General features: G+C 71.8%; 19 protein-coding genes. 11 read left to right on the forward strand and 8 right to left on the reverse strand.

Going from position 1 to position 18,602, the window contains the following annotated elements; translation table 11 throughout:
• Positions 1-91 precede the first annotated feature (91 nt).
• Positions 92-940 carry a sulfurtransferase gene (locus ID554_RS17940; RefSeq protein ID WP_117229114.1) on the forward strand — a complete coding sequence of 283 codons (849 nt, stop codon included), beginning with the start codon at positions 92-94 and terminating at the stop codon, positions 938-940.
• Position 941: 1 nt separating this feature from the next.
• Positions 942-1,265, forward strand: a complete 324-nt coding sequence (locus ID554_RS17945; protein WP_117229115.1) for a DUF1416 domain-containing protein — start codon at positions 942-944, stop codon at positions 1,263-1,265.
• A 167-nt stretch (positions 1,266-1,432) separates the two neighbouring features.
• Here the strand turns inward: ID554_RS17945 and ID554_RS17950 are convergent, their stop codons facing one another.
• From ID554_RS17950 to ID554_RS17960, 3 genes are all read right to left on the reverse strand, one after another.
• Entirely contained in the window at positions 1,433-1,573 is a 141-nt protein-coding gene (locus ID554_RS17950) for a hypothetical protein (RefSeq protein ID WP_191088575.1), read from the reverse strand.
• A gap of 13 nt (positions 1,574-1,586) precedes the next feature.
• Positions 1,587-2,786: a glycosyltransferase gene (locus ID554_RS17955; RefSeq protein ID WP_223884134.1), complete on the reverse strand. Its 1,200-nt coding sequence runs from the start codon at positions 2,784-2,786 to the stop codon at positions 1,587-1,589.
• A 580-nt stretch (positions 2,787-3,366) separates the two neighbouring features.
• Entirely contained in the window at positions 3,367-3,651 is a 285-nt protein-coding gene (locus tag ID554_RS17960; protein WP_117229165.1) for a hypothetical protein, read from the reverse strand.
• Positions 3,652-3,969: 318 nt separating this feature from the next.
• Between ID554_RS17960 and ID554_RS17965 the strand changes: the two genes are divergently transcribed.
• The gene (locus ID554_RS17965) at positions 3,970-4,209 is read left to right on the forward strand and encodes a winged helix-turn-helix domain-containing protein (protein WP_117229116.1); all 240 of its coding nucleotides are present in this window, start codon (positions 3,970-3,972) and stop codon (positions 4,207-4,209) included.
• 194 nt (positions 4,210-4,403) lie between these two features.
• On the opposite strand, the gene ID554_RS17970 is transcribed toward ID554_RS17965, so the two are convergent.
• Positions 4,404-8,774, reverse strand: a complete 4,371-nt coding sequence (locus ID554_RS17970; protein ID WP_191088576.1) for a S8 family serine peptidase — start codon at positions 8,772-8,774, stop codon at positions 4,404-4,406.
• A gap of 295 nt (positions 8,775-9,069) precedes the next feature.
• Here ID554_RS17970 and ID554_RS17975 point away from each other — a divergent pair, with 295 nt between their 5' ends.
• Positions 9,070-9,597 (forward strand): winged helix-turn-helix domain-containing protein, encoded by a 528-nt coding sequence (locus tag ID554_RS17975; RefSeq protein WP_117229117.1) that lies wholly within the window; start codon positions 9,070-9,072, stop codon positions 9,595-9,597.
• 12 nt (positions 9,598-9,609) lie between these two features.
• Positions 9,610-10,479, forward strand: a complete 870-nt coding sequence (locus tag ID554_RS17980; protein WP_117229118.1) for a hypothetical protein — start codon at positions 9,610-9,612, stop codon at positions 10,477-10,479.
• Positions 10,480-10,484: 5 nt separating this feature from the next.
• Here ID554_RS17980 and ID554_RS17985 read toward each other — a convergent pair whose 3' ends face one another.
• The 3 genes from ID554_RS17985 to ID554_RS17995 all read right to left on the reverse strand — a co-directional run bounded on the left by ID554_RS17985 (position 10,485) and on the right by ID554_RS17995 (position 13,352).
• Complete coding sequence (locus tag ID554_RS17985; protein WP_117229119.1) at positions 10,485-12,539, reverse strand: amylo-alpha-1,6-glucosidase; 2,055 nt, start codon at positions 12,537-12,539, stop codon at positions 10,485-10,487.
• On the reverse strand, positions 12,536-12,916 hold the full coding sequence (locus tag ID554_RS17990; protein ID WP_117229120.1) for an SCP2 sterol-binding domain-containing protein: 381 nt from the start codon (positions 12,914-12,916) through the stop codon (positions 12,536-12,538). The genes ID554_RS17985 and ID554_RS17990 overlap by 4 nt, the downstream gene beginning before the upstream one ends.
• A 61-nt stretch (positions 12,917-12,977) precedes the next feature.
• A complete protein-coding gene (locus ID554_RS17995; protein ID WP_117229121.1) occupies positions 12,978-13,352 on the reverse strand; it encodes a DsrE family protein in 375 nt (124 codons plus the stop codon).
• A gap of 12 nt (positions 13,353-13,364) precedes the next feature.
• On the opposite strand from ID554_RS17995, the gene mtfM reads away from it, so the two are divergent.
• Complete coding sequence (gene mtfM / locus ID554_RS32790; RefSeq protein WP_267899546.1) at positions 13,365-13,469, forward strand: small membrane protein MtfM; 105 nt, start codon at positions 13,365-13,367, stop codon at positions 13,467-13,469.
• 114 nt (positions 13,470-13,583) lie between these two features.
• Positions 13,584-14,189, forward strand: a complete 606-nt coding sequence (locus ID554_RS18000) for an FABP family protein (RefSeq protein WP_117229122.1) — start codon at positions 13,584-13,586, stop codon at positions 14,187-14,189.
• 23 nt (positions 14,190-14,212) lie between these two features.
• Here ID554_RS18000 and ID554_RS18005 read toward each other — a convergent pair whose 3' ends face one another.
• Positions 14,213-15,061 carry an aminotransferase class IV gene (locus tag ID554_RS18005; protein WP_117229123.1) on the reverse strand — a complete coding sequence of 283 codons (849 nt, stop codon included), beginning with the start codon at positions 15,059-15,061 and terminating at the stop codon, positions 14,213-14,215.
• Positions 15,062-15,128: 67 nt separating this feature from the next.
• Here ID554_RS18005 and ID554_RS18010 point away from each other — a divergent pair, with 67 nt between their 5' ends.
• The 4 genes from ID554_RS18010 (at position 15,129) to ID554_RS18025 (ending at position 18,531) form a co-directional block, all read left to right on the forward strand.
• Complete coding sequence (locus ID554_RS18010) at positions 15,129-15,428, forward strand: Fur family transcriptional regulator (RefSeq protein ID WP_223884135.1); 300 nt, start codon at positions 15,129-15,131, stop codon at positions 15,426-15,428.
• Positions 15,425-16,537: a CAF17-like 4Fe-4S cluster assembly/insertion protein YgfZ gene (gene ygfZ, locus ID554_RS18015; RefSeq protein ID WP_117229125.1), complete on the forward strand. Its 1,113-nt coding sequence runs from the start codon at positions 15,425-15,427 to the stop codon at positions 16,535-16,537. Before ID554_RS18010 ends, ygfZ begins: the two co-directional genes overlap by 4 nt.
• Positions 16,538-16,648: 111 nt before the next feature.
• On the forward strand, positions 16,649-17,476 hold the full coding sequence (locus ID554_RS18020; RefSeq protein ID WP_117229126.1) for a BKACE family enzyme: 828 nt from the start codon (positions 16,649-16,651) through the stop codon (positions 17,474-17,476).
• Between the two features lie 95 nt (positions 17,477-17,571).
• Positions 17,572-18,531: an asparaginase gene (locus ID554_RS18025; RefSeq protein ID WP_117229127.1), complete on the forward strand. Its 960-nt coding sequence runs from the start codon at positions 17,572-17,574 to the stop codon at positions 18,529-18,531.
• Positions 18,532-18,602 lie beyond the last annotated feature (71 nt).

Here is an 18,602-nt window from a genome sequence, read left to right on the forward strand (position 1 = left end):
CTAGCTATGGGTCCCGCGCGTGGTGCGACTCCTTCGTCACAGCGATTTCCGCGCGCTGGCTCACCATCCATCCTCACCAGGGAGTGATCTGATGAGTCGCGACACCGCACTCGTCTCGGCCGAGTGGGCCGAGAAGAACCTCGACGCTTCGGGCGTCGTCTTCGTCGAAGTCGACGAGGACACCTCGGCCTACGACACCGGTCACATCGCCGGTGCGCTCAAGCTCGACTGGAAGAACGACCTGCAGGACCCGGTCCGCCGGGACTTCGTCAACAAGACCCAGTTCGAGGCGCTGCTCTCCGAGCGCGGCATCAGCAACAACGACACCGTCATCCTGTACGGCGGCAACAACAACTGGTTTGCCGCGTACGCGTACTGGTACTTCAAGCTCTACGGCCACGGCGACGTCAAGCTGCTCGACGGCGGTCGCAAGAAGTGGGAGCTGGACGGTCGTCCGCTGGTCCGCGACGAGGTGACCCGCTCGTCGACGCAGTACGTCGCGCAGGAGCCGGACAACAGCATCCGGGCCTTCCGGGACGAGGTCGTCGCCGCGATCGGCACCAAGAACCTGGTAGACGTGCGTAGCCCCGACGAGTTCGCCGGTCGCCTGCTCGCCCCCGCCCACCTGCCGCAGGAGCAGGCGCAGCGGGGTGGCCACATCCCCACCGCGATCAGCGTGCCGTGGTCGAAGGCGGCCAACGAGGACGGCACCTTCAAGTCCGACGACGAGCTGCGCAAGATCTACGGCGAGGCCGGGCTGGACGACGGCAAGGAGACCATCGCCTACTGCCGGATCGGCGAGCGCTCCTCGCACACCTGGTTCGTGCTCCAGGAACTGCTCGGCCACCGCAACGTGAAGAACTACGACGGATCCTGGACCGAGTACGGCTCGCTGGTCGGCGTGCCGGTGGCGCTCGGCGACGAGCCGGGGGAGGCCTGAGATGGCCGCACCCACCGCCGCCGGTTGCGCCGCACCGGACCAGGCCACGCCCTTGCCGGCCAGCATCGACCTGGAGAAGGAGACCGTCATCACCGGCGTCGTCCGCTCCGCCGAGGGTGACCCGGTGCCGGGCGCCTACGTCCGGCTGCTCGACTCGACCGGCGAGTTCACCGCCGAGGTGGTGACCTCTCCGGCCGGTCAGTTCCGGTTCTTCGCCGCCCCCGGCAACTGGACCCTGCGGGCGCTGTCCCGGCACGGCAACGGCGACACCGCCGTGACCGCCGGCCGGGGCGTCACCGAGGTGACCGTCACCGTCACCGACTGACCCACGCTCTGGTCGGCCTCGTGGCCCGCGTCCCCCGCATCGATGGGGGATCCGGGCCACGAGCCGTCTCCGCCCTTCCGCGAGCCGGGCCGGCGCGTCGACATGGAACGGCCGCCGGCATGATGCCGGCGGCCGTTCCGCGTCGGGTCGGGCTGGCAGTAAGTACGTCAGCCGATCTTGCGACGGGCCTTGGCACCCCACTTGGCGGCGGTCACCAGCAGGGCACCGAGCCCCAGCAGGATGCTGCCGAGCAGACCGACGGTGGCGGTGGAGGCGCCGGTCAGCGGGAGGTCCTGGTTCGCGGACATGTTGTCACCTCCCTCAGCCCTTCACGCCGACCGCCATGCGCGCCGGGGAGTCCCAGACGCACCGGTCGACCGTTGGCGCTCGGATTGCCTTCACCAGGGCGTGCACCAGGATCACCCGGTACAGCAGGTCGGCGAAGATGATCACGGGGAGGAACAGCGGTAGGTGGGGGTGCCGGAGACGCCACGCGGCGAGGCCGACCCAGAGGCTCTGCCCGGCCAGCATGAGTCCCAGCCCGGCCAGCAGCCCGGGACCGGCGGTGGCGAGCAGCCAGAGGGTTACCGGGCCGCCGGCCACATAGAGCACCCAGTGCAGCATCAGCAGCAGGTACGCGAAGTCGAAGCGGCTGGTGTGCCGACCCACCCGGTGCCCGATCACACCCTGGAAGGTGCCCCACATCCAGCGCAGGTTCTGCCGGTACCAGTCGGGCAGCGTGGTCGGATCCTGTAGGTGCGCCAGGGCACGCGGCGCGTACACGACCCGGCCGAGGTTGCGCCGGTGCGTCTCCAGCACCCAGTACGTGTCGTCGACGATGTAGGGCGGCTGCTGCGGCAGCACGGTGTCCAGCAGTTCGGTGCGGTACACCGAGTTCGAGCCGGAGATGCAGTTCATGACGTTGAAGTGGCTCTGGATCCGGCGGATCACCGCCTGGTACATCCAGTAGCTGTAGGCGCGCTTGGCCAGCCACGGGTTCCACCGCCGCTCCGACGGCCACCACGTGACGTTGTGGCCGACCGCGATGCCGACCTCCTCGGTCAACTCGGCCAGGGCAGCGGTGACGAAGTCCGGTGCGACCACCACGTCGTCGTCGAGGATGGCGACCGCCCGGTAGTGCGTGCCGAGACCGAACTCGACGTACCCGGCGTGCAGGGCGGCCGGCTTGCCGACGTTGCGGGCCAGGGACAGCACCCGGGCGCCGGCCGACTCGGCGAGGTGCGCGGTGCCGTCGGTCGAGGCGTCGGAGACCAGGAACACGTCGCTCCCGGTGGCGCGGGCCGCGCGTACCGTCTCGGCGATGGTGGCGGCGCCGTTGCGGCAGGCGATCAGGACCGCCACCTGGTCGGTCCTGACCGGGCCGTAGCGCGGTGGCCGGATCCCGTGGCGCGGCCGGTAGGCCACCTCGGGACGGACGAAGCCGTATCCGAACGACCCGACGATCAGCAGCAGTGCGAGGGCACTCACAGTGATGGTCGAGATCAGGAGGACTTCCAGCATGGCAGCCAATCCGCAGGCGGGAGGGGTTGTGAACGCCGCTCGCGTTGAGGCGTGCTGCTAACGCTAAGTGATGTTCCGGCGATCGCCAAGAGCGATGATCGTTTTCGTCCGTTCGGCCGACGACCGGATGACCCTCTGGCCGGTCGAGAACGCCGATGACCAGGCGAAACAGTCGGTCGGACGGACGCGCGACCGGGCTGGCGGGCCGTGTGTCGGCGGGATGGCCGTGCGGTGGGCGGGTGCGCACCATGTCGAGTGCGCGCCCTGTCGAGCTGACGGCGAGAACGGATCAGGCGTCACGGCGCCGCGCGTCGGTTCGTCCGGTCGCCCTCGGGTCTGGTCGGAAACGCGTACCGTTTTCCCCGCGCCTCTGCTCGCCGCCGCCTTCACTCGGCGGGTGGGCCGTGCCTGCTGCCTGTCTCCGGCTACCCGGGCCGGGCGGAGTAGGTCGGGTGGCGGGGGTCGACCGGGCGGAAGGTGCGAGGAGGTCCGCCGAGATCTCAATCTTGGACAGTTTCCGTTGGGCGCTAACGGAAACTGTCCAAGATCGGCGGTGACTCTCGATCGTGAGCCGCCTCGGTCAGTGGGGAAGTGGGCGTAGCGGGTGGCGGGAGCAGCCGCCGTCGTGGTCGGGCCGCAGCAGACAGCGTCGGCCGTAGGTCATCCGCCGGTCGCAGAAGACCTGATGTTGTACGTCCGGTGCGCCTTCCACGGAGATCGTCGTCTCGCCGAGGATCACGTCGGGCGGTGGTCCGAGGGAGCGGAGAAGTGCGCGGGTGAGCAGGTGCGCGGCGACCAGGTCGGTCGCGCGAAGCGTCAGGTGTACGACGAAGCGCGGTTCCTCGTCAGCGCCGGCATCCCGCACGTCGATCACCTCTCCTCGGCTCGGATGTCCCGCACGTCGATCACCTCTCCGCAGTTCGGCGACCCCCGCGCAGCGATCACCTCTCCGCGAGTCGTCGTCCTGCCGGAACCCGGGGTGGTGAATCGCTGCGCGGGGGAGTCGGGGTGGGCCGCCGTGCCCGGCCCACCCCGACCGGGGGATTGAGCCCTGCTCGTTGCCACGCGAGGAGCGCTCGTCAGCCAACTTATGCGCGTAAGGCGCATAAGTCAAGGTCGAGGGCGTCGGCTTGTCGAGGTGCAGGGAGGCGTGATCGAATCGAGAAGCCACGCGAGGAGCGCCATGCCTGCTGTACCGGATTACCTGAGAATCGCCAACGGGATCATGTCGGATGTCGAAAGCGGCAAGACCAAGCCGGGCGAGAAGCTACCGTCGATTGCCCAGCTCTGCGAGTTGCACGGCGTCGGCGCATCCACGATCCGCCAGGTCTTCATTCGGCTTGAGGCGCTCGAAGTGATCGATCGCCATCAGGGCAAGGGTGTCTTCGTGACCGATCCGGGCACCTGGCTTCGCAAGCCCTGAAAGGCGGCTTCGGCCTGCCCGGCACCGCACCGGCAAGGCAGCGGGCGGCGCTACCGCCACGCCCTCATCGTCGGATTCCTCACCCGCATCCGCGACTTGCGGGTCACAGCCACGGCCACGGCTAGAGGTTTGGGCGGACAGCGCGGCGATGGCCGCCGGTTCGTCACGAACCGGCGGCCACCACGGGTAGTGCGTCAGATACCGGTCGCTCTGGTGCAGTTCGACGCCGGATCAAGGGCGAAGTCGAGTGTGCCGACGATGCCCGCCTCGATCTGGTGGCGCTTCACCTGCGGCACCCAGCCGTCCTTGGCCACGATCACCTCGTACCGGCCCTTCGGCAGCCACCATGCGTGTCTGCCGTTGGCGCCGGAGGTCAGCGTCGTCCCGGTACCGGCCGAGATCAGGTTCACCCGGATGGTCGCCGCCACCGGCACTGTCACCCCACCGCAGGTGGTGCCGGTGACGATGCCCTGGATCTTGCCCCAGCTGGCCGGTGGCGAGACGTTCATCTCCACCGACACCGGTGCCACCGGGTACGGGGTGTTCGAGGCGACGGCCAGTTCGGCGTCGTACCGCCCCGGTTGCCGTAGCCCGGCCGCAGCGGTGGCGGTGAGCGTCACCGTCACCGTCCGGGACGCGCCAGGTGCCAGCGTGAAGGTGGTCGGGGAGGTGGACAGCCAGGGCACGTCCGCCTCGGCCGTACACTGCTCCAGATCACCGAGCCGCTCGCTGTCCGCCGAGCCCACGAAGGAGCTGGGCGATCCCCCGATCTTGTACGCGCCGCAGGCGGCGGCGCCGCGGTACCGGCTGAACTGGGCGTTGGGCAGGTCTCGCCAGGCCCCGGTGGTCGGGTCGTACGCGATGGTGCGGTTGCTGACCGCCGTCGAGCCGGCCGTCACGCCACCGGCCAGCACGAGCATCCCGCCGGCCGCCGTGTACTGCGAACCCCACAGCTCGGTCGGCATGTCAGGTAGCGGGCTCCACGTGTCGGCGGTCGGGTCGTACCGGTAGGCGTCGGTGTACTCGGTGCTGCCCGTACCTCCGGCGCAGTGGACCGTCTCGCCGATCCCGCCGCAGGCCAGCCAGGACACCGGGTGCGGGTACGCGGCCCGGGTGCCGAACGTGCCGGTCGCCGGGTCGAAGACCACCACCCGGTCGGAGTCCGTGCAGGTGGCGTCGGCGCAGCCGCCGACGAGGTACACCTTCCCGCCGACCACCGCCCCGCCGGCCGCCGCGGCCGGTGCCGGGTTGGTCGCCCCCGGCACGGTGCTCCAGGTGCCGGCGACCGGATCGAAGACGTCGACGGTGGTCACCGTGCGGTCGTCCGCGCCCCATCCGCCGATCACGTAGAGCTTGCCGTTGACCGCCGCCGCGACCGGCTTGGAGCGTGCCACCGGCAGGTCCGGCAGGGCGGTCCAGGCGTCGGCACCTGGGTCGTACGCCCAGGCCCGGCGCTCGGTGCCGGTGTCACCGCCACCACCGACCGAGTACACCTTGCCGTCCAGCCAGGCGGCGGCGTTGTCGTAGATCGCGGCCGGCAGCTTGGCGATCGGGCTCCACGCGTCGTCGGCCGCTGTACCGGCCTCGGGTGCCGCCCCGCCGTACGCGACACCGGCGCGGGCCTTGCTGATGCCCTTCACCTTCTGTTCCCGCAGCGGTGCGCCGGACTGGCGGAGCAGTTCGAACGTGCCCGTGCGTTCCAGCAGTTCGACGGCGGCGGGTGCGCTGCCGGTGTTGCGTACGGTCAGTTTGGTGGTCCGGGTGCTGTTGTAGGGCTGGTGCGACACGACCGACGCGGGGCTGACCGTGAGCCGCCCGGCGCCGAGGGCGAAGTCGGCCCGCTCGACCCGGTCGGCGTCGACCGTGACCTGCTTGGTGGTCGGCTGGTACGGGGGCCGGCTGGCGGTGAACGGGTGGGCGCCGGTCAGGCCGGAGAACAGCCAGTAGAAGCCGTCCGGCTCAGCGGCGTCCTCCGGGGTCGCCGCCGACACCGCCCGGTCCTCGGGCCGGTCGTCGCTGACCACCGTGACGCCGTTGACCGGTGCGCCCGTGTTGCGGTCGGTGGTGGTGCCGACCACCAGCCCGCCGGGCACCGGCGAGCACTCGCGGTTGACCACCTCCACGTCGTCCACCTGCCACCACCAGGCGAAGGTGCCCTTGAACCGGAAGCGGACCAGGGCCGAGGCGGCGTTCGCGGCCGGGGTCAGCGCCACCTCCTCGACGCGGGGGCCGCGCCGGCTGGTGGTCTGGTGCCAGACATTGGTCCAGCTGGCGCCGGCGTCGGTGGAGACGTCGATGTCGGCGGTGTCGCTGATCCCGACGGCCCGCCAGTCGCTGCGGAAGCGCAGCACCGGCGCGGCGGTGCCGGAGAGGTCCAGCGGTGGGGCGATCAGGTCGGTGTCCTGGGTGTTGCCGCTGCCCAGGGCGTCGCTGTCGACGATGGCGAAGCCGCCGGATCCGCCGGTGAGGTTGCCGCGTGCGCGGGTGTCGGTGAAGGCCCAGCCGCCGGAGGCGGTGCGGTTGTCGACCCGCCAGCCGGCTGGCACGCTGGTGCCGTCGAAGCTCTGGGTCAGCAGGGGCGTGCCGAATCGCCCGGTGTAGCCGGCGGCGGTGCAACCGGCCTCGACGGGGACGGCCACGTCGGCCGTGGTGGCCCCGCCGCCGACCGGCACCTCCCGGGTGACGGTGCGGTAGCCCGGGTAGCGTGCGCTGACGGCGAGCCGGTACGTGGTGTCGCCCGGCGCGGTGAACGAGTAGCGTCCGGTGACCGGGTCGGTGAAGACCGGCTCACCGGGCCGCCCGGCCACCTCGACCTTCGCGTACAGCGGCCAGCCGTGTCCGGAACCGTCGGTGACCTTTCCGCTGACCGTGACCGTCGGGGTCGCCGCCAGCGCGAAGTTCCGGGTGACGGCCTCGCCCTCGGCCACCGTCACGGTCGCCGACTGACCGGCGTATCCGTAGGCGCTCACGGTCAGGCGGCTCTCGCCGGCCGGCACGTTCAGCGCGTACCGACCGTCGGTGCCGGTGGTGGCGCTGCGGGTGCCGTCGGTCACCGTCGCCCCGGCGACCGGGTCATCGTCGGCCGCGTCGGTGACCACGCCGGTGACCCGGCCCACCGGGCCGCGCGGGGCGTCCCGCACCGCCGCGTACGCGTCCAGGCGTCCCTCGCCGAAGACGTTGTTGTCGGCCGGGGTGCCGCCGCAGGTGGTGGCGTCGACGTCGCGGGCGGTGCGGTCCAGCAGTTCCTCGGTGCCGGCGATGTCCCCCCGCAGGCTCGGTGCCGCCGACCAGATCAGCGCGACCGTGCCGGACACGTGCGGAGCCGCCATCGAGGTGCCGCTGGCCGAGGCGTACCCGCCGTTGCGGACGCTGGAGCGGACGTTGCTGCCGGGTGCGGCGATGTTCGGCTTGATCAGGTCGGTGCCGGAACCTCGCCCGGAGAAGCTGGCGATGGCATTGTTCACGTCGTACGCGCCGACCGCGTACGCGTTGGCGTTGTCGCCGGGCGAACCGGCGCTGCCGCAGGCCGGTCCGTCGTTGCCGGAGGAGAAGACCGGGAACATGCCGGCGGCCCGCCAGGCCGCGACGGTCTGCTGGTACCACGGGTCGTTCCCGTCGCCGCCCCAGGAGTTGTTGACGATGTCGGGGCGCAGGTCCGGTCGGGGGTTCTGCCCGGCGGCGTCGGTGGGCGCGAGCACCCACTGGCCGGCGGCGAGCAGAGCGGCGTCCGCGCAGGTGTTCGACGCGCAGCCCTTGGCGGCGATCCACCGGGCGCCCGGGGCCACGCCGATCTGGTTGCCGGCGCCGTCGTCGCCGACCATGGTGCCCATGGTGTGCGTGCCGTGGTCGTTGTTGTCGCAGGGTGCGGTGCCGGCGCAGACGCCGGTCGGGTCGAACCAGTTGTACGCGTGGTCGAAGCCGTCGCCGAGGTTGCCCCGGTAGGAGCCGACCAGGGCGGCGTGGTCGTACCGCACGCCGCTGTCGATGTTGGCGACCACGACGCCCTCGCCACGGTCGCCGAACTCGTCCCACACCTGGGGCGCGCCGATGTTGGTCAGTCCCCATTCGACGGCTGCGGTGCGGGCCCTGGCCTCGGTGGCGGTCGGCAGGACCAGCGGGTAACTGCGGCTGGGGGAGATCCGGGCCACCTCGGGCCGCCGGGCGATCTCGTCCAGCAGCGCCTTGTCGCCCTCGGCCCGGATCGCGTTGGCGATCCAGTACGTGGTGTGCGGCACCTTGCGTTCGTCCAGCATCGCCCGCAGGTCGCGTTGGGTACGGCTGGCCGTGTCGGTGAGCAGCCGGTGCACCTCACCCGCGCGACGGTCGTCGTCGCGCAGCCGGGCGGCGTCGGCCAGCGGGGCGGTCTCGCGCAGGTACACCAGGAACGTCGCGGTCGATGCGGTGTCGAGACGGTCGAGCAGCCCCTGGTCGACGGCGGCCCGGTGTGCCGTCGGCTGTGGGCCCGGTGCGGCGACGGCGGGCTGGGCGGTGACGGCGAGCACGGCGGCGGCCAGCAGCGTCACCGCCCGCCACCGTGGTGACCGTGCGGATGGTCGTGTGAACAAAGGTTCCTCCCCCACGTCGTCGGTCCCGATCCGTTCGGGCCCGGACATCCGCGCGCCGGGCTGCGACGTCGCGGTGCGGACGGGGCGTTGAGGGTGGCTGATGGTGAGCGCCCGCCCGCTGAGAGTCATGCTCTTGCTCCGGCAGTCAGTGATCAATGGACGGCGTCGGTCAGTACTCGGTCAGTGACGGGGCGGGATGCTGACCGTTAGTCTTCAGGCGGGGGCTCCATCGGTGACTGTCGTTGGCGATTGTTGGAAAGTCGCAGGTCAGTGCGGTGCTCTCGGGGGAGGCAACGTGTCCGGTGAGGAGATACCGATCCTGGTCTGCGTCAGCTCCGACGCCTCGGTCCGGCATCGGGTCATGCAACGGTTGGACGGAGTGGGGCCGGTGGTGATCTGTAGTGATCTGGCGCAGTTACGCGCGATGTTCCCGGCCCCGCTGGCCGAGGCCACCGCGCCGGTCGACGAGCCGTCGGGGCGGTCGACGAACTGGGGCGATCTCGTGGTGGACCGGGCTGGGCACCTGGTCACCTGGCGGGGTGCGCCGTTGGGCCTGACGCGTACCGAGCGGGAGTTGCTGGCCCGGCTGGTGAGCCCACCGCTCGCACTCTGGAGCTACGAGCGGCTGTTCGCCTCCGTGTGGGGCGGCGCGTACCTCGGTGACACGGCGATCCTGCACTCGGCGGTGAAGCGGTTGCGGCGCAAGCTGCGGGCGCTGCCCGGCGGCCCGCAGGTGCAGACGGTCCGTGGGGTCGGCTACCGGCTGAGCGCGCCGCCGGAGGCCGCCGACGGGCGTCCCGGCGAGGCGGTACACCACGCGTGACACCATGGCCCGGTGAGCGGCGCTGTCCAGACGGGGTTTCCCCCGCCCGCAGGTCCCCGGCCCCCGGCCCCCGAACCCCGGTGGCCGCGTTGGCTGATCGTGGCGACCGTGGCCTGGGCGGTGCTGCTCGCGGGTCTCACCTGGGTCTCGGCCCGGAAGGACCCGCCGACCGTCCGTGAGCAGCGCACGCTGGCCGAGGCCGGCCCGGTGGTGGACGCCGCCATCGGCGAACTGATCGCGGCGAGCTGGGGCGCGGTGCCCGCGCTGGTCGCCCCCGATGTCGACCGGGGCTGCCGGATCACCCCCTTCGCCGACGGCGCGGAGCTGGTCCGCGCCGTCGACCTGGCGGTGCCGGTGGGTGAGGAACGAGCCGCGCTCCAGGAGATCTCCGACCGGCTGCCGACGGCGTGGCGGGCCGGTGTCCGGGTCACCTCCGAGGGGCCCCGGTTGCGTGCCGACGCGGGCGATTTCGTCACCGTGCAGGGGCGGCCCGTCGCCGACGGCCGGATCCGGCTGACCGTGGACACCGGGTGCCGGCTGGTCGGCGACGACTACACCGCTCCCGGGGCGGACACCGCCGGTGCCGAGGCCGGTGCCGAGGCCGGTGCCCTGGCCGAGGCGCTACGCGCGCTCGGCAGCACGGGGATCGAGCCCGAGGTGGTGGTGGCGCCGTGCCCGGGCGGCGGGCTGGCCCGTACCGTCCGGTCGGCCGCCGGCGCGTTGACCGCGTCACCGCAGGCCACGCTCGCGCCGCTGGCGGGCGGCACGCCGGTGGTCGACACCGGCGAGGTGTACGCCTTCCGGCGCGACGGCGTCGCGGTCCTCGCCGACCTGGGCGCGGACGAGGTGGTGCTCTCCGCCACCACCGGCTGCGCCGGCTGACCGGCTCAGCCGGCCGCGTCGTTGCGGTTGCGGTTGCGGCTTCGGCCCAGCGCGTCCGCGTGCCCCCAGCGACCGGGGATGTCCAGCAACTCGACCCGTCCGATGCCCCGGGGCACGTGCGGGTCGATGATCAGGTGCTCGCCCTGCGGTTCGAGCCCGAGAATCACCCGCAGCAACATCAGTGGCGTCCCCGCCGACCAGGCCTGCGGGCTGCACGCGGTCGGATACTGCACCGGGTACTCGGTGAGGTCGCGTTCGTAACCGGCGAACGCCTCCGGCAGCCGGCCGTCGAAGTAGCGCGACGCCGCCAGGATCGATTCGCAGATCTGCCCGGCCTGCTCGCGGAAGCCGTACCTCCACAACCCCCAGGCGATGATCGAGTTGTCGAACGGCCAGACCGTGCCGACGTGGTAGCCGATCGGGTTGTATCGCCCCTGGTCGTCGGCGAGGGTGCGGACGCCCCAGCCGGAGAAGAGGCGCGGCCCCAGGAGGTGATCGGCGATCCGCCGGGCCCTCGACTCGTCGACGATGCCGCTCCAGAGCAGGTGCCCGATGTTGGAGGAGAGCGCGTCGACCGGGGTGCCGTCGGCGTCCAGGGCCAGCGCGTAGTACTCCTTCTCGGGCAGCCAGAAGTCCCGGTTGAACCGTTCCTTCAGCTCGGCGGCCTCCCGTTCCAGCCGGTCGGCGTACTCCGGGTCGTTCCAGAACAGCCGCGCCATCCGGGCGCCGCGCAGCTTGGCGTCGTACGCATAGCCCTGCTGTTCGCAGGTGGCCCGGGGGAAGCTCGGTAGCCGGCTGTCGGCGTAGGAGATCGCGTCCCAGGAGTCCTTCCAGCACTGGTTCTCCAGGCCGGTCTTCGGGTTGCGGGTCTGATACCAGAGGTAGCCGGTGCCGAGCAGGTCGCCGTAGGTGTCGATCCAGTCCAGTGCGCCCCGGACGGACAGCTCCAGCCGTTTGACCAGCGCTTCGTCGCCGGTCCACCGCTCGTACTCGTCCAGCAGGATCACGAACAGCGGGGTGGAGTCGGCGGCGCCGTAGTAGGGCGAGTGCGGCTGCTCCTCGAAGCCGGCGGTCTCGCCGTAGCGCAGCTCGTGCAGGATCTTGCCGGGCTCCTCGTCGCGGAAGTCGTCCAGCCGGTGGCCCTGGAGACCGGCAAGCATGGTCAACGTGGGCGGGATCAGCTCCGGCTGGAACGGCAGGACCTGGAGCGAGGTGATGATGCTGTCCCGGCCGAACAAAGTCATGAACCAGGGCAGCCCGGTGGCCAACAGGCGGACGCCGAGCGCGATCGACTCGTACCGGAGCGCGGCCAGGTCGTCGAGACTGCGCCGGTACGCCCTGGACAACGGCTGATGGTCGCAGCTCAGCTTCGGTGCCTTGGCGATGAACTCGGCGTGTTCGGCCTGGATGACGGCGGTCGTCCGGTTGCCGGAGAAGGGGAGCCGGTTGCGGACGTCCTCGCCACGGGCGCCGTAGATCATGGTGGAGACGGTCAGCCGGGTGGTCCACTCGCCGTGTGGTCCGATCTGGATCGAGAAGGTCATCCCGCTCGGGTCGACCTGCGCCGAGGTGTTGCTGCTGATCACCGTCTCCCGATGGAACGCCTCCCGGCGGTAGTCCAGCCGCAGCGTGTTCTCGCCGGGGATGGCGGTGTGCTGCCCTCGCTTGCGCTGGGTGTCCTTGATCTCGAACAGGTCCGCGAAGTCGGCGTCCATCTCCATCCGGACGGTGAACGTCATCGGCTGCCCGGAGTGGTTGAGCACGGTCAGCTCCTCCTCGACGCTGCCGCTGATGGCCCGGCTGCGGATCACCGAGACCTTGGCGTCCAGGAAGTGGGTGGGCTCGCCCGGCACCAGGAAGTAGCGGGTCCGGTGCGACTCCGAATCGTCCATCGACAGCGCGTGCAGCCGCTCGCCGTCGAGCAGCAGCAGCCAGGTGGAGAGGAACCGGGTGTCGAAGGAGAACAGGCCGGTGGGAAAGTCGAGCGCCGGCTCGATGTTGCCGTGCCGGTCGCTGACCAGGAAGGTGTTGCCGTCCAGGATGCTGATGAGTTCCTTCACCGGATCCGCCTGACGTGCTCGCGGGCCACCTCGCGGGGGTCCCGGGTTCCCGGGGGCGGTGGGAAGAAGCGCCGGAAGGCGAGGAACAGGACCACGTCCCCGGTGTACGTGCTCTCGTTGCGGAACACTGCGGAGATGCTCTGAGTCTGGCCGGTGACCAGCCGGTCGAACAGGTTTACGCCGCAGTACCAGACGGCGTCGGCGGGATCCGGGCCCTGACCCACCTCGGCCGCGCCCGGCCGCATCCGGACCAGCCAGTGCTCGGTGTGACCGCCGCCGGAGAGGTCGATCCGGAGCGTGCCTGTCACCGGGGCGCGGAGGACTTCCGGGGCCCGGGCCGGCAACGCCGCGAAGAACTGCTCGGTCGCCTCGGTCACATCCGAATCGTAGGCATTAGCCCGAGTTGTCGTGCCCGTTCCGCCACGCTGCCCGAGGACTTCAGTACACGAGCGCCTGTGCGCCCTCGGCCATTGTCTCCTCCACGAAGACGGCGGCACCCGCGATCCGGACCCCGGGGATCACGTCGTCCGTGCCGATGTCGCGCCGGGCGGCGCACTGGGTGCAGGCGGTCACCGTGCCGGTGGCCAGGATCACGTGCAGCAGCTCGGCCAGTGGCGCCGAGTGCGGCAGCTCGAAGTTCTGTGCCCGACCGGGCAATGCGAACCAGGTCGACTCACCGGTGAGCCAGAGCGAGACGTGTACCCCGGCCGCCGCTGCGGTGGCGGCCACGGTGAACGCCTGCGCGCAACGCTCCGGCGCATCGGCGCCAGCGGTGGCCTTGACGACGAGAGTGCGGGCCATGCCGCCCAGCATAAGATGACCCGGATGGTCACCGAGATCGGGTTCGTCAGCCTGCTGGTCGCCGGCCTGGGCGCGCTCGCCGGTGGTCTTGTCTATGTGGCGGTCCTCATAGCGAGAGGGAAGCAGTGAGCGCGAGGAGTGAGCCGGTTCTGCGAGCCCCGCAGTCGCGAACGAAGAAGGTGCAGTGAGCGCGAGGAGTGAGCCGGTTTTGCGAGCCCCGCAGTCGCGAACGAAAGAGGCACAGTGAGCGCGAGCGCGTCGGACGACAATCCGCTGGCACCGCCACCGTGGCTGAACGCGCCGCCGGTCGAGCCGTACCCCTTCGAGGAGAGTCACGACCTGCGGGTCGGCCCGAAGCTGCACCCGAGTCTGGACGGGCTGCTGCCGTACGTCGGCGTCTGGCGGGGACGCGGTCGGGGTGGTTTCCCCACCATCGAGGACTTCGACTTCGCCCAGGAGATCCGGATCAGCCACGACGGCCGGCCGTTCCTGCACTACGAGTCGCGGGCCTGGATCCTCGACGAGCAGAGCCGGCCGGTGCGTCCGGCCGGTCGGGAGGTGGGCTGGTGGCGTCCGGTGCTCGACGGTGACCGGGTCACCGACGAGTTGGAGGCGCTGCTGACCGTCCCGACCGGGGTGATGGAGCTGCACGTCGGGCGACGCAAGGGCACGCAGATCGAGTTCGTCACCGACGCGGTGGTGCGGACGGCCACCGCCAAGGAGGTGACGGCCGGGCACCGGCTCTTCGGCATCGTCGAGGGGGCACTGCTGTACGCGCAGGACATGGCCGCGGTCGGTCAACCGCTCACGCCGCACCTGTCGGCACGACTGATCCGGGTGGCCGGCTGAGTCGTCCGGCGTTCAGTCAGCCTTCAGGGCAGCGGGAAACCGAGCAGTTCCTGCACCGCCCCGGTACGCGCACTGACCGGCAGCGGCGCGCCGTCGAGGCTGCGTACCACCACCGCACCGCGTACGGACGAGGCGAGCCAGACACCGTCGGCGGCCCGCAGCCCGGCCGGGGTGACCATGCGTTCGTCGGCCGCGCAGCCCACCTCGGCGGCGTGTGCCAGCAGCCACGCGACCGTGGTGCCGGGCAGGATGCCGGTGCGGCGGGCCGGCACCGTGCACAGGGTGTCCCCGTCCAGCCAGACCACGTTGGCGGTCGGGCCCTCCAGCACGTACCCGTCGGAGGAGACCCACAGCACGTCGTCGACGCCCGCCCGGGCCGCCCAGCGGCGGGCTGCGGTGCTCGCCCCGTACGAGGTCGACTTCATGCCGGTGGGGAGCCAGTCGAGGTCGGGGCGGGCCTGCGCGGGTACGCCCAGCGCGAGGGTGGCGACCCGTACCCCGTCGCGGCGGGCCTGCCGGGCCGCCGCCGGCACCTCGGCGAGGGTGGCGTACACGGTCGGTTCTCCGCCGCCCTCGGGGCCGCGTGTGCAGACCAGCCGGAGTGCGCCCTCCACCTCGGCGGGCCAGCCGGCGGCGACGTCGTCGAGCAACTCCACCAGGTCGGCGTCGGGGGGCAGGGGCAGCTCGACGGCGACCGCGCCGGCCCGCAGCCGGGCCAGGTGCTCCAGCCGCAGCCACGGCCGACCGTCGCGCAGGTGCATGGTCTCGAACAGCCCGTCGCCGTGCAGGACGCCGAGGTCGTCGCCGCGCAGCAGCGGCTCGCCGAGCGGTCGCAGGCCCTGGCCCAGTACGCCGATCCGCGACGCCACCATGGGGGCCGAGCATAGTGCCCGACGCCCGCGCCGGGAGGTTCGCGCACCAGCGAACTATGATCGGAGAGTGTCCGAATCCTCCCTGGCGGAACTGCTCCGCGCCCGTGGGCTGCGGCTGGAGCGGCTCGGCCTGGTCACCCACACCCACCTCTCGCACGGTTCGCCGACCGATCACGCCGCCGGTGAGGACCAGCACGTCCACCTGGTCTGCCGGGAGTGCGGCGCGATCGACGAGATGGCATCCGAGCTGCTGCGCCCGCTGGCCGACCAGTCGGCGGCCGAGCGGGGCTTCCGGGTCGACATCGGCCACGTCTCCTTCTTCGGGTTGTGCGAGCGGTGCGGAGACGGAAACGGGGGCCAGAAATGATCGACATCGCGGGTGCGGTGGCTGTCGAGAGCATCGACGAGGCCAGCCGGGATCAGCCGGACCCGGCCCACGCGGCGGCCGGCGTACGGTCGGTGGCCGCGCACTACGGCGACCCGATGCGCGAGCAACGCCTGCTGGACACCGAGGTCGGTCTGGTGGACCGCTCGCACCGGGCTGTCGTCGCGGTGCCGGGCGCGGAGCGGATCTCCTGGCTGCACACCCTGACCACCCAGCACCTGGCCGAGCTGGGGCCCTGGCAGGGCACCGAGCTGCTGGTGCTCTCGCCGCACGGGCACGTCGAGCAGCACGCCATGGTGACCGAGGACGGTGACACCACCTGGCTGGACACCGAGCCCGGCGCCACCGAGGGCCTGTTGGGCTACCTGGAGAAGATGCGCTTCTTTAGCCAGGTCGAGCCCCGCGACGCCACCGCCGAGTACGCGCTGCTGTCGCTGGTCGGGCCGAAGACGCCCGACGCGGTGGCCCTGCTGGGCGTGCCGCCGCTCGCCGGGCCCGAGGTGATCGGCGTACCGGGTGCCAAGTTCCGTGCCGGTGAGCTGCCCGCCCGCCCGACCGCCCGGTACGACGTCAAGCCGCTGCCCGACGGCGGCTGGGCCCGGCGCGGGCCGTTGGGCGTGGACCTGCTGGTGCCCCGGCCCGCGATGGACGAGCTGGTGACCCGGCTGCGCGACGGCGGGGTGCCGCCCGCCGGCCTGTGGGCGTACGAGGCGGTGCGGGTGGCCGCCCGCCGGGCCCGGGTCGGCGTCGACACCGACCACCGGACCATCCCCGCCGAGGTGGATCTGATCGCCCCCGCCGTGCACCTCGACAAGGGCTGCTACCGGGGGCAGGAGACGGTCGCCCGGGTGCACAACATGGGTCGTCCGCCGCGGCGCCTGGTCCTGCTGCACCTGGACGGGGTGACCACCGACCAACTTCCGGCCGCCGGTACCCCGGTCACGTCGGGCGACCGGACGGTCGGCTTCGTCGGCACCGCCGTGCACCACCACGAGCAGGGCCAGATCGCGCTGGCCGTGGTGAAGCGCTCGGTCTCCGACGACACGACACTGCGGGTCGGCGAGAGCACCGCCGCCATCGACCCACAGTGATGTAAGGAAGGGCCCCCTACTAACGCCTGCGGTAGAGGAAGGGACCCCTGCTAACACCGACGGACCCCTGCTGACACCCGGACCCGGGCCGGGGGTTCTAGGATCGCCGGCATGACAACAGCGACGTTGATCACGGTTGCCCCCACCGGCGCGGAGTCGGCCAAGACGGAGGTGCCGGCGCTGCCGGTGACCCTGGACGAGCTGCTGCTCACCGCCAAGGAGTGCGAGGCGCTGGGTGCCTCCGTGATCCACGTCCACATCCGCGACGGCGAGGCACGCCCGACCCTGGACCAGGGGCGGCTGCGGGAGACCGTGGCGGCGCTGCGGGAGAGCACCGACCTGATCGTGCAGCTCTCCACCGGCGGGACGGTCACCGATCCGGAGGCCGACCGGCTGGCCGTGCTGGAGGCGGGACCGGACATGGCCTCGTGCGCCATGGGCACGGTCAACTTCGGCGACGACGTCTTCCTCAACCGCTGGGAGTTCATCGTCGACCTGCACACCCGGATGCAGGAGCGCGGGGTCGTGCCCGAGTACGAGATCTTCGACCTCGGCCACCTGACCGCGTTGCAGCGGCTGCTCGGCCGGTACGGGCTGCCGCACGGCGGGCACGTGCACGTCGACTTCGTGATGGGTGTGCCGGGCGGCATGCCGGGCACCACGGCGGCCCTGGTCGCGGCCCAGCAGATGCTGCGGGACCTGCCGGAGGGGACCACGTTCTCGGCGACCGGTGTCGGCCGCACCACGATCCCGGTGCTGCTCGCCTCGCTGTCGACCGGTGGCCACCTGCGGGTCGGCATGGAGGACACGATCACGTACGCCAAGGGGCGCCCGGTGGAGTCCAACATGCAGCTGGTCGCCCGCGCGGTCGGGTTCGCCCAGCTCGCACAGCGTCCGCCGATGACCACCGCCGACGCGCGCGAGCTGCTCGGAATGTAAGGGGATAACTCCCCGCCGTTGCTGTACACCCCGGAGGTGGCGTCCCTGTTCACCCCGGTGCCGACCTGCCCCGCACCGTCGGTACCGTCCACGTTGTGGGAGAGACGTACGAGGGCGGCGCGGCCCTCGCCGAGGTGGTCCGGTCCGGCTTCGTGGAGGGCGTACACCGGGGTTCGGTGGTGGTGCTCGACGCCGGCGGTGCGGTGGTCGCCGCCGCGGGCGACGTGACCTCGCCGGTCTTCCCGCGTTCGGCGAACAAGCCGATGCAGACGGTCGGGATGATCGGTGCCGGGCTGCCGCTGACCGAGCCAGCCGACCTGGCCCTGGTGTCGGCCAGCCACGCGGGGGAGGAGTTCCACCTGGCCCGGGTGGCGGGGCTGCTCGCCACCGCCGGTCTCGACGAGGACGCGCTGCACTGTCCGCCGGAACTGCCGGTCGGTGAGCAGGCCCGCGAGGCGGCGCTGCGGGCCGGCGGAGGTCCCACCCGCCTCCAGATGAACTGTTCCGGCAAGCACGCCGGGATGTTGCTGACCTGCCGGGCCGCCGGTTGGCCGGTGGACGGGTACTGGCGTCCCGAGCACCCGCTCCAGCAGCGGCTGCGGGACGCGGTTGAGGAGTTGACCGGTACGCGGGCCGTGGCGGTCGGTGTGGACGGGTGCGGCGCGCCGGTGCTGTCGACGTCGCTGACCGGGCTGGCCGGGGCGTACCTGCGGCTGGTCACGGCGGAGGAGGGCACGGCCGTGCGCGCGGTGGCCGACGCGATGCGCGGGCACCCGGAGATCGTCGGCGGCACCGAGGCCGACGACACCCGGCTGATGCGTGGCGTACCGGGGCTGCTGGCGAAGGTGGGCGCGGAGGGTGTGATCGCGACGGCACTGCCCGGCATCGGCGCGGTGGCGTTGAAGATCGACGACGGCGCCGGTCGTCCCCGGATGCCGGTGCTGGTCTCCGCGCTGCGCCGGCTCGGCGTCGACGCGCCGGTGCTGGCGGAGTTCGCCGAGGTGCCTCTCTTCGGTGGCGGCCTGCCGGTCGGTGCCGTCCGTCCGCTCTGGTGACGCCTCGGCGGCCGCCGGCAGCCGCCGTCGCCCGCCGGCGGGTGACAGGTTAGGAAGGGTCCCCTGCTCTA

The sequence above is a fragment of the Micromonospora craniellae genome (assembly GCF_014764405.1).
GTDB classification, from domain to species: Bacteria; Actinomycetota; Actinomycetes; order Mycobacteriales; family Micromonosporaceae; genus Micromonospora; species Micromonospora craniellae.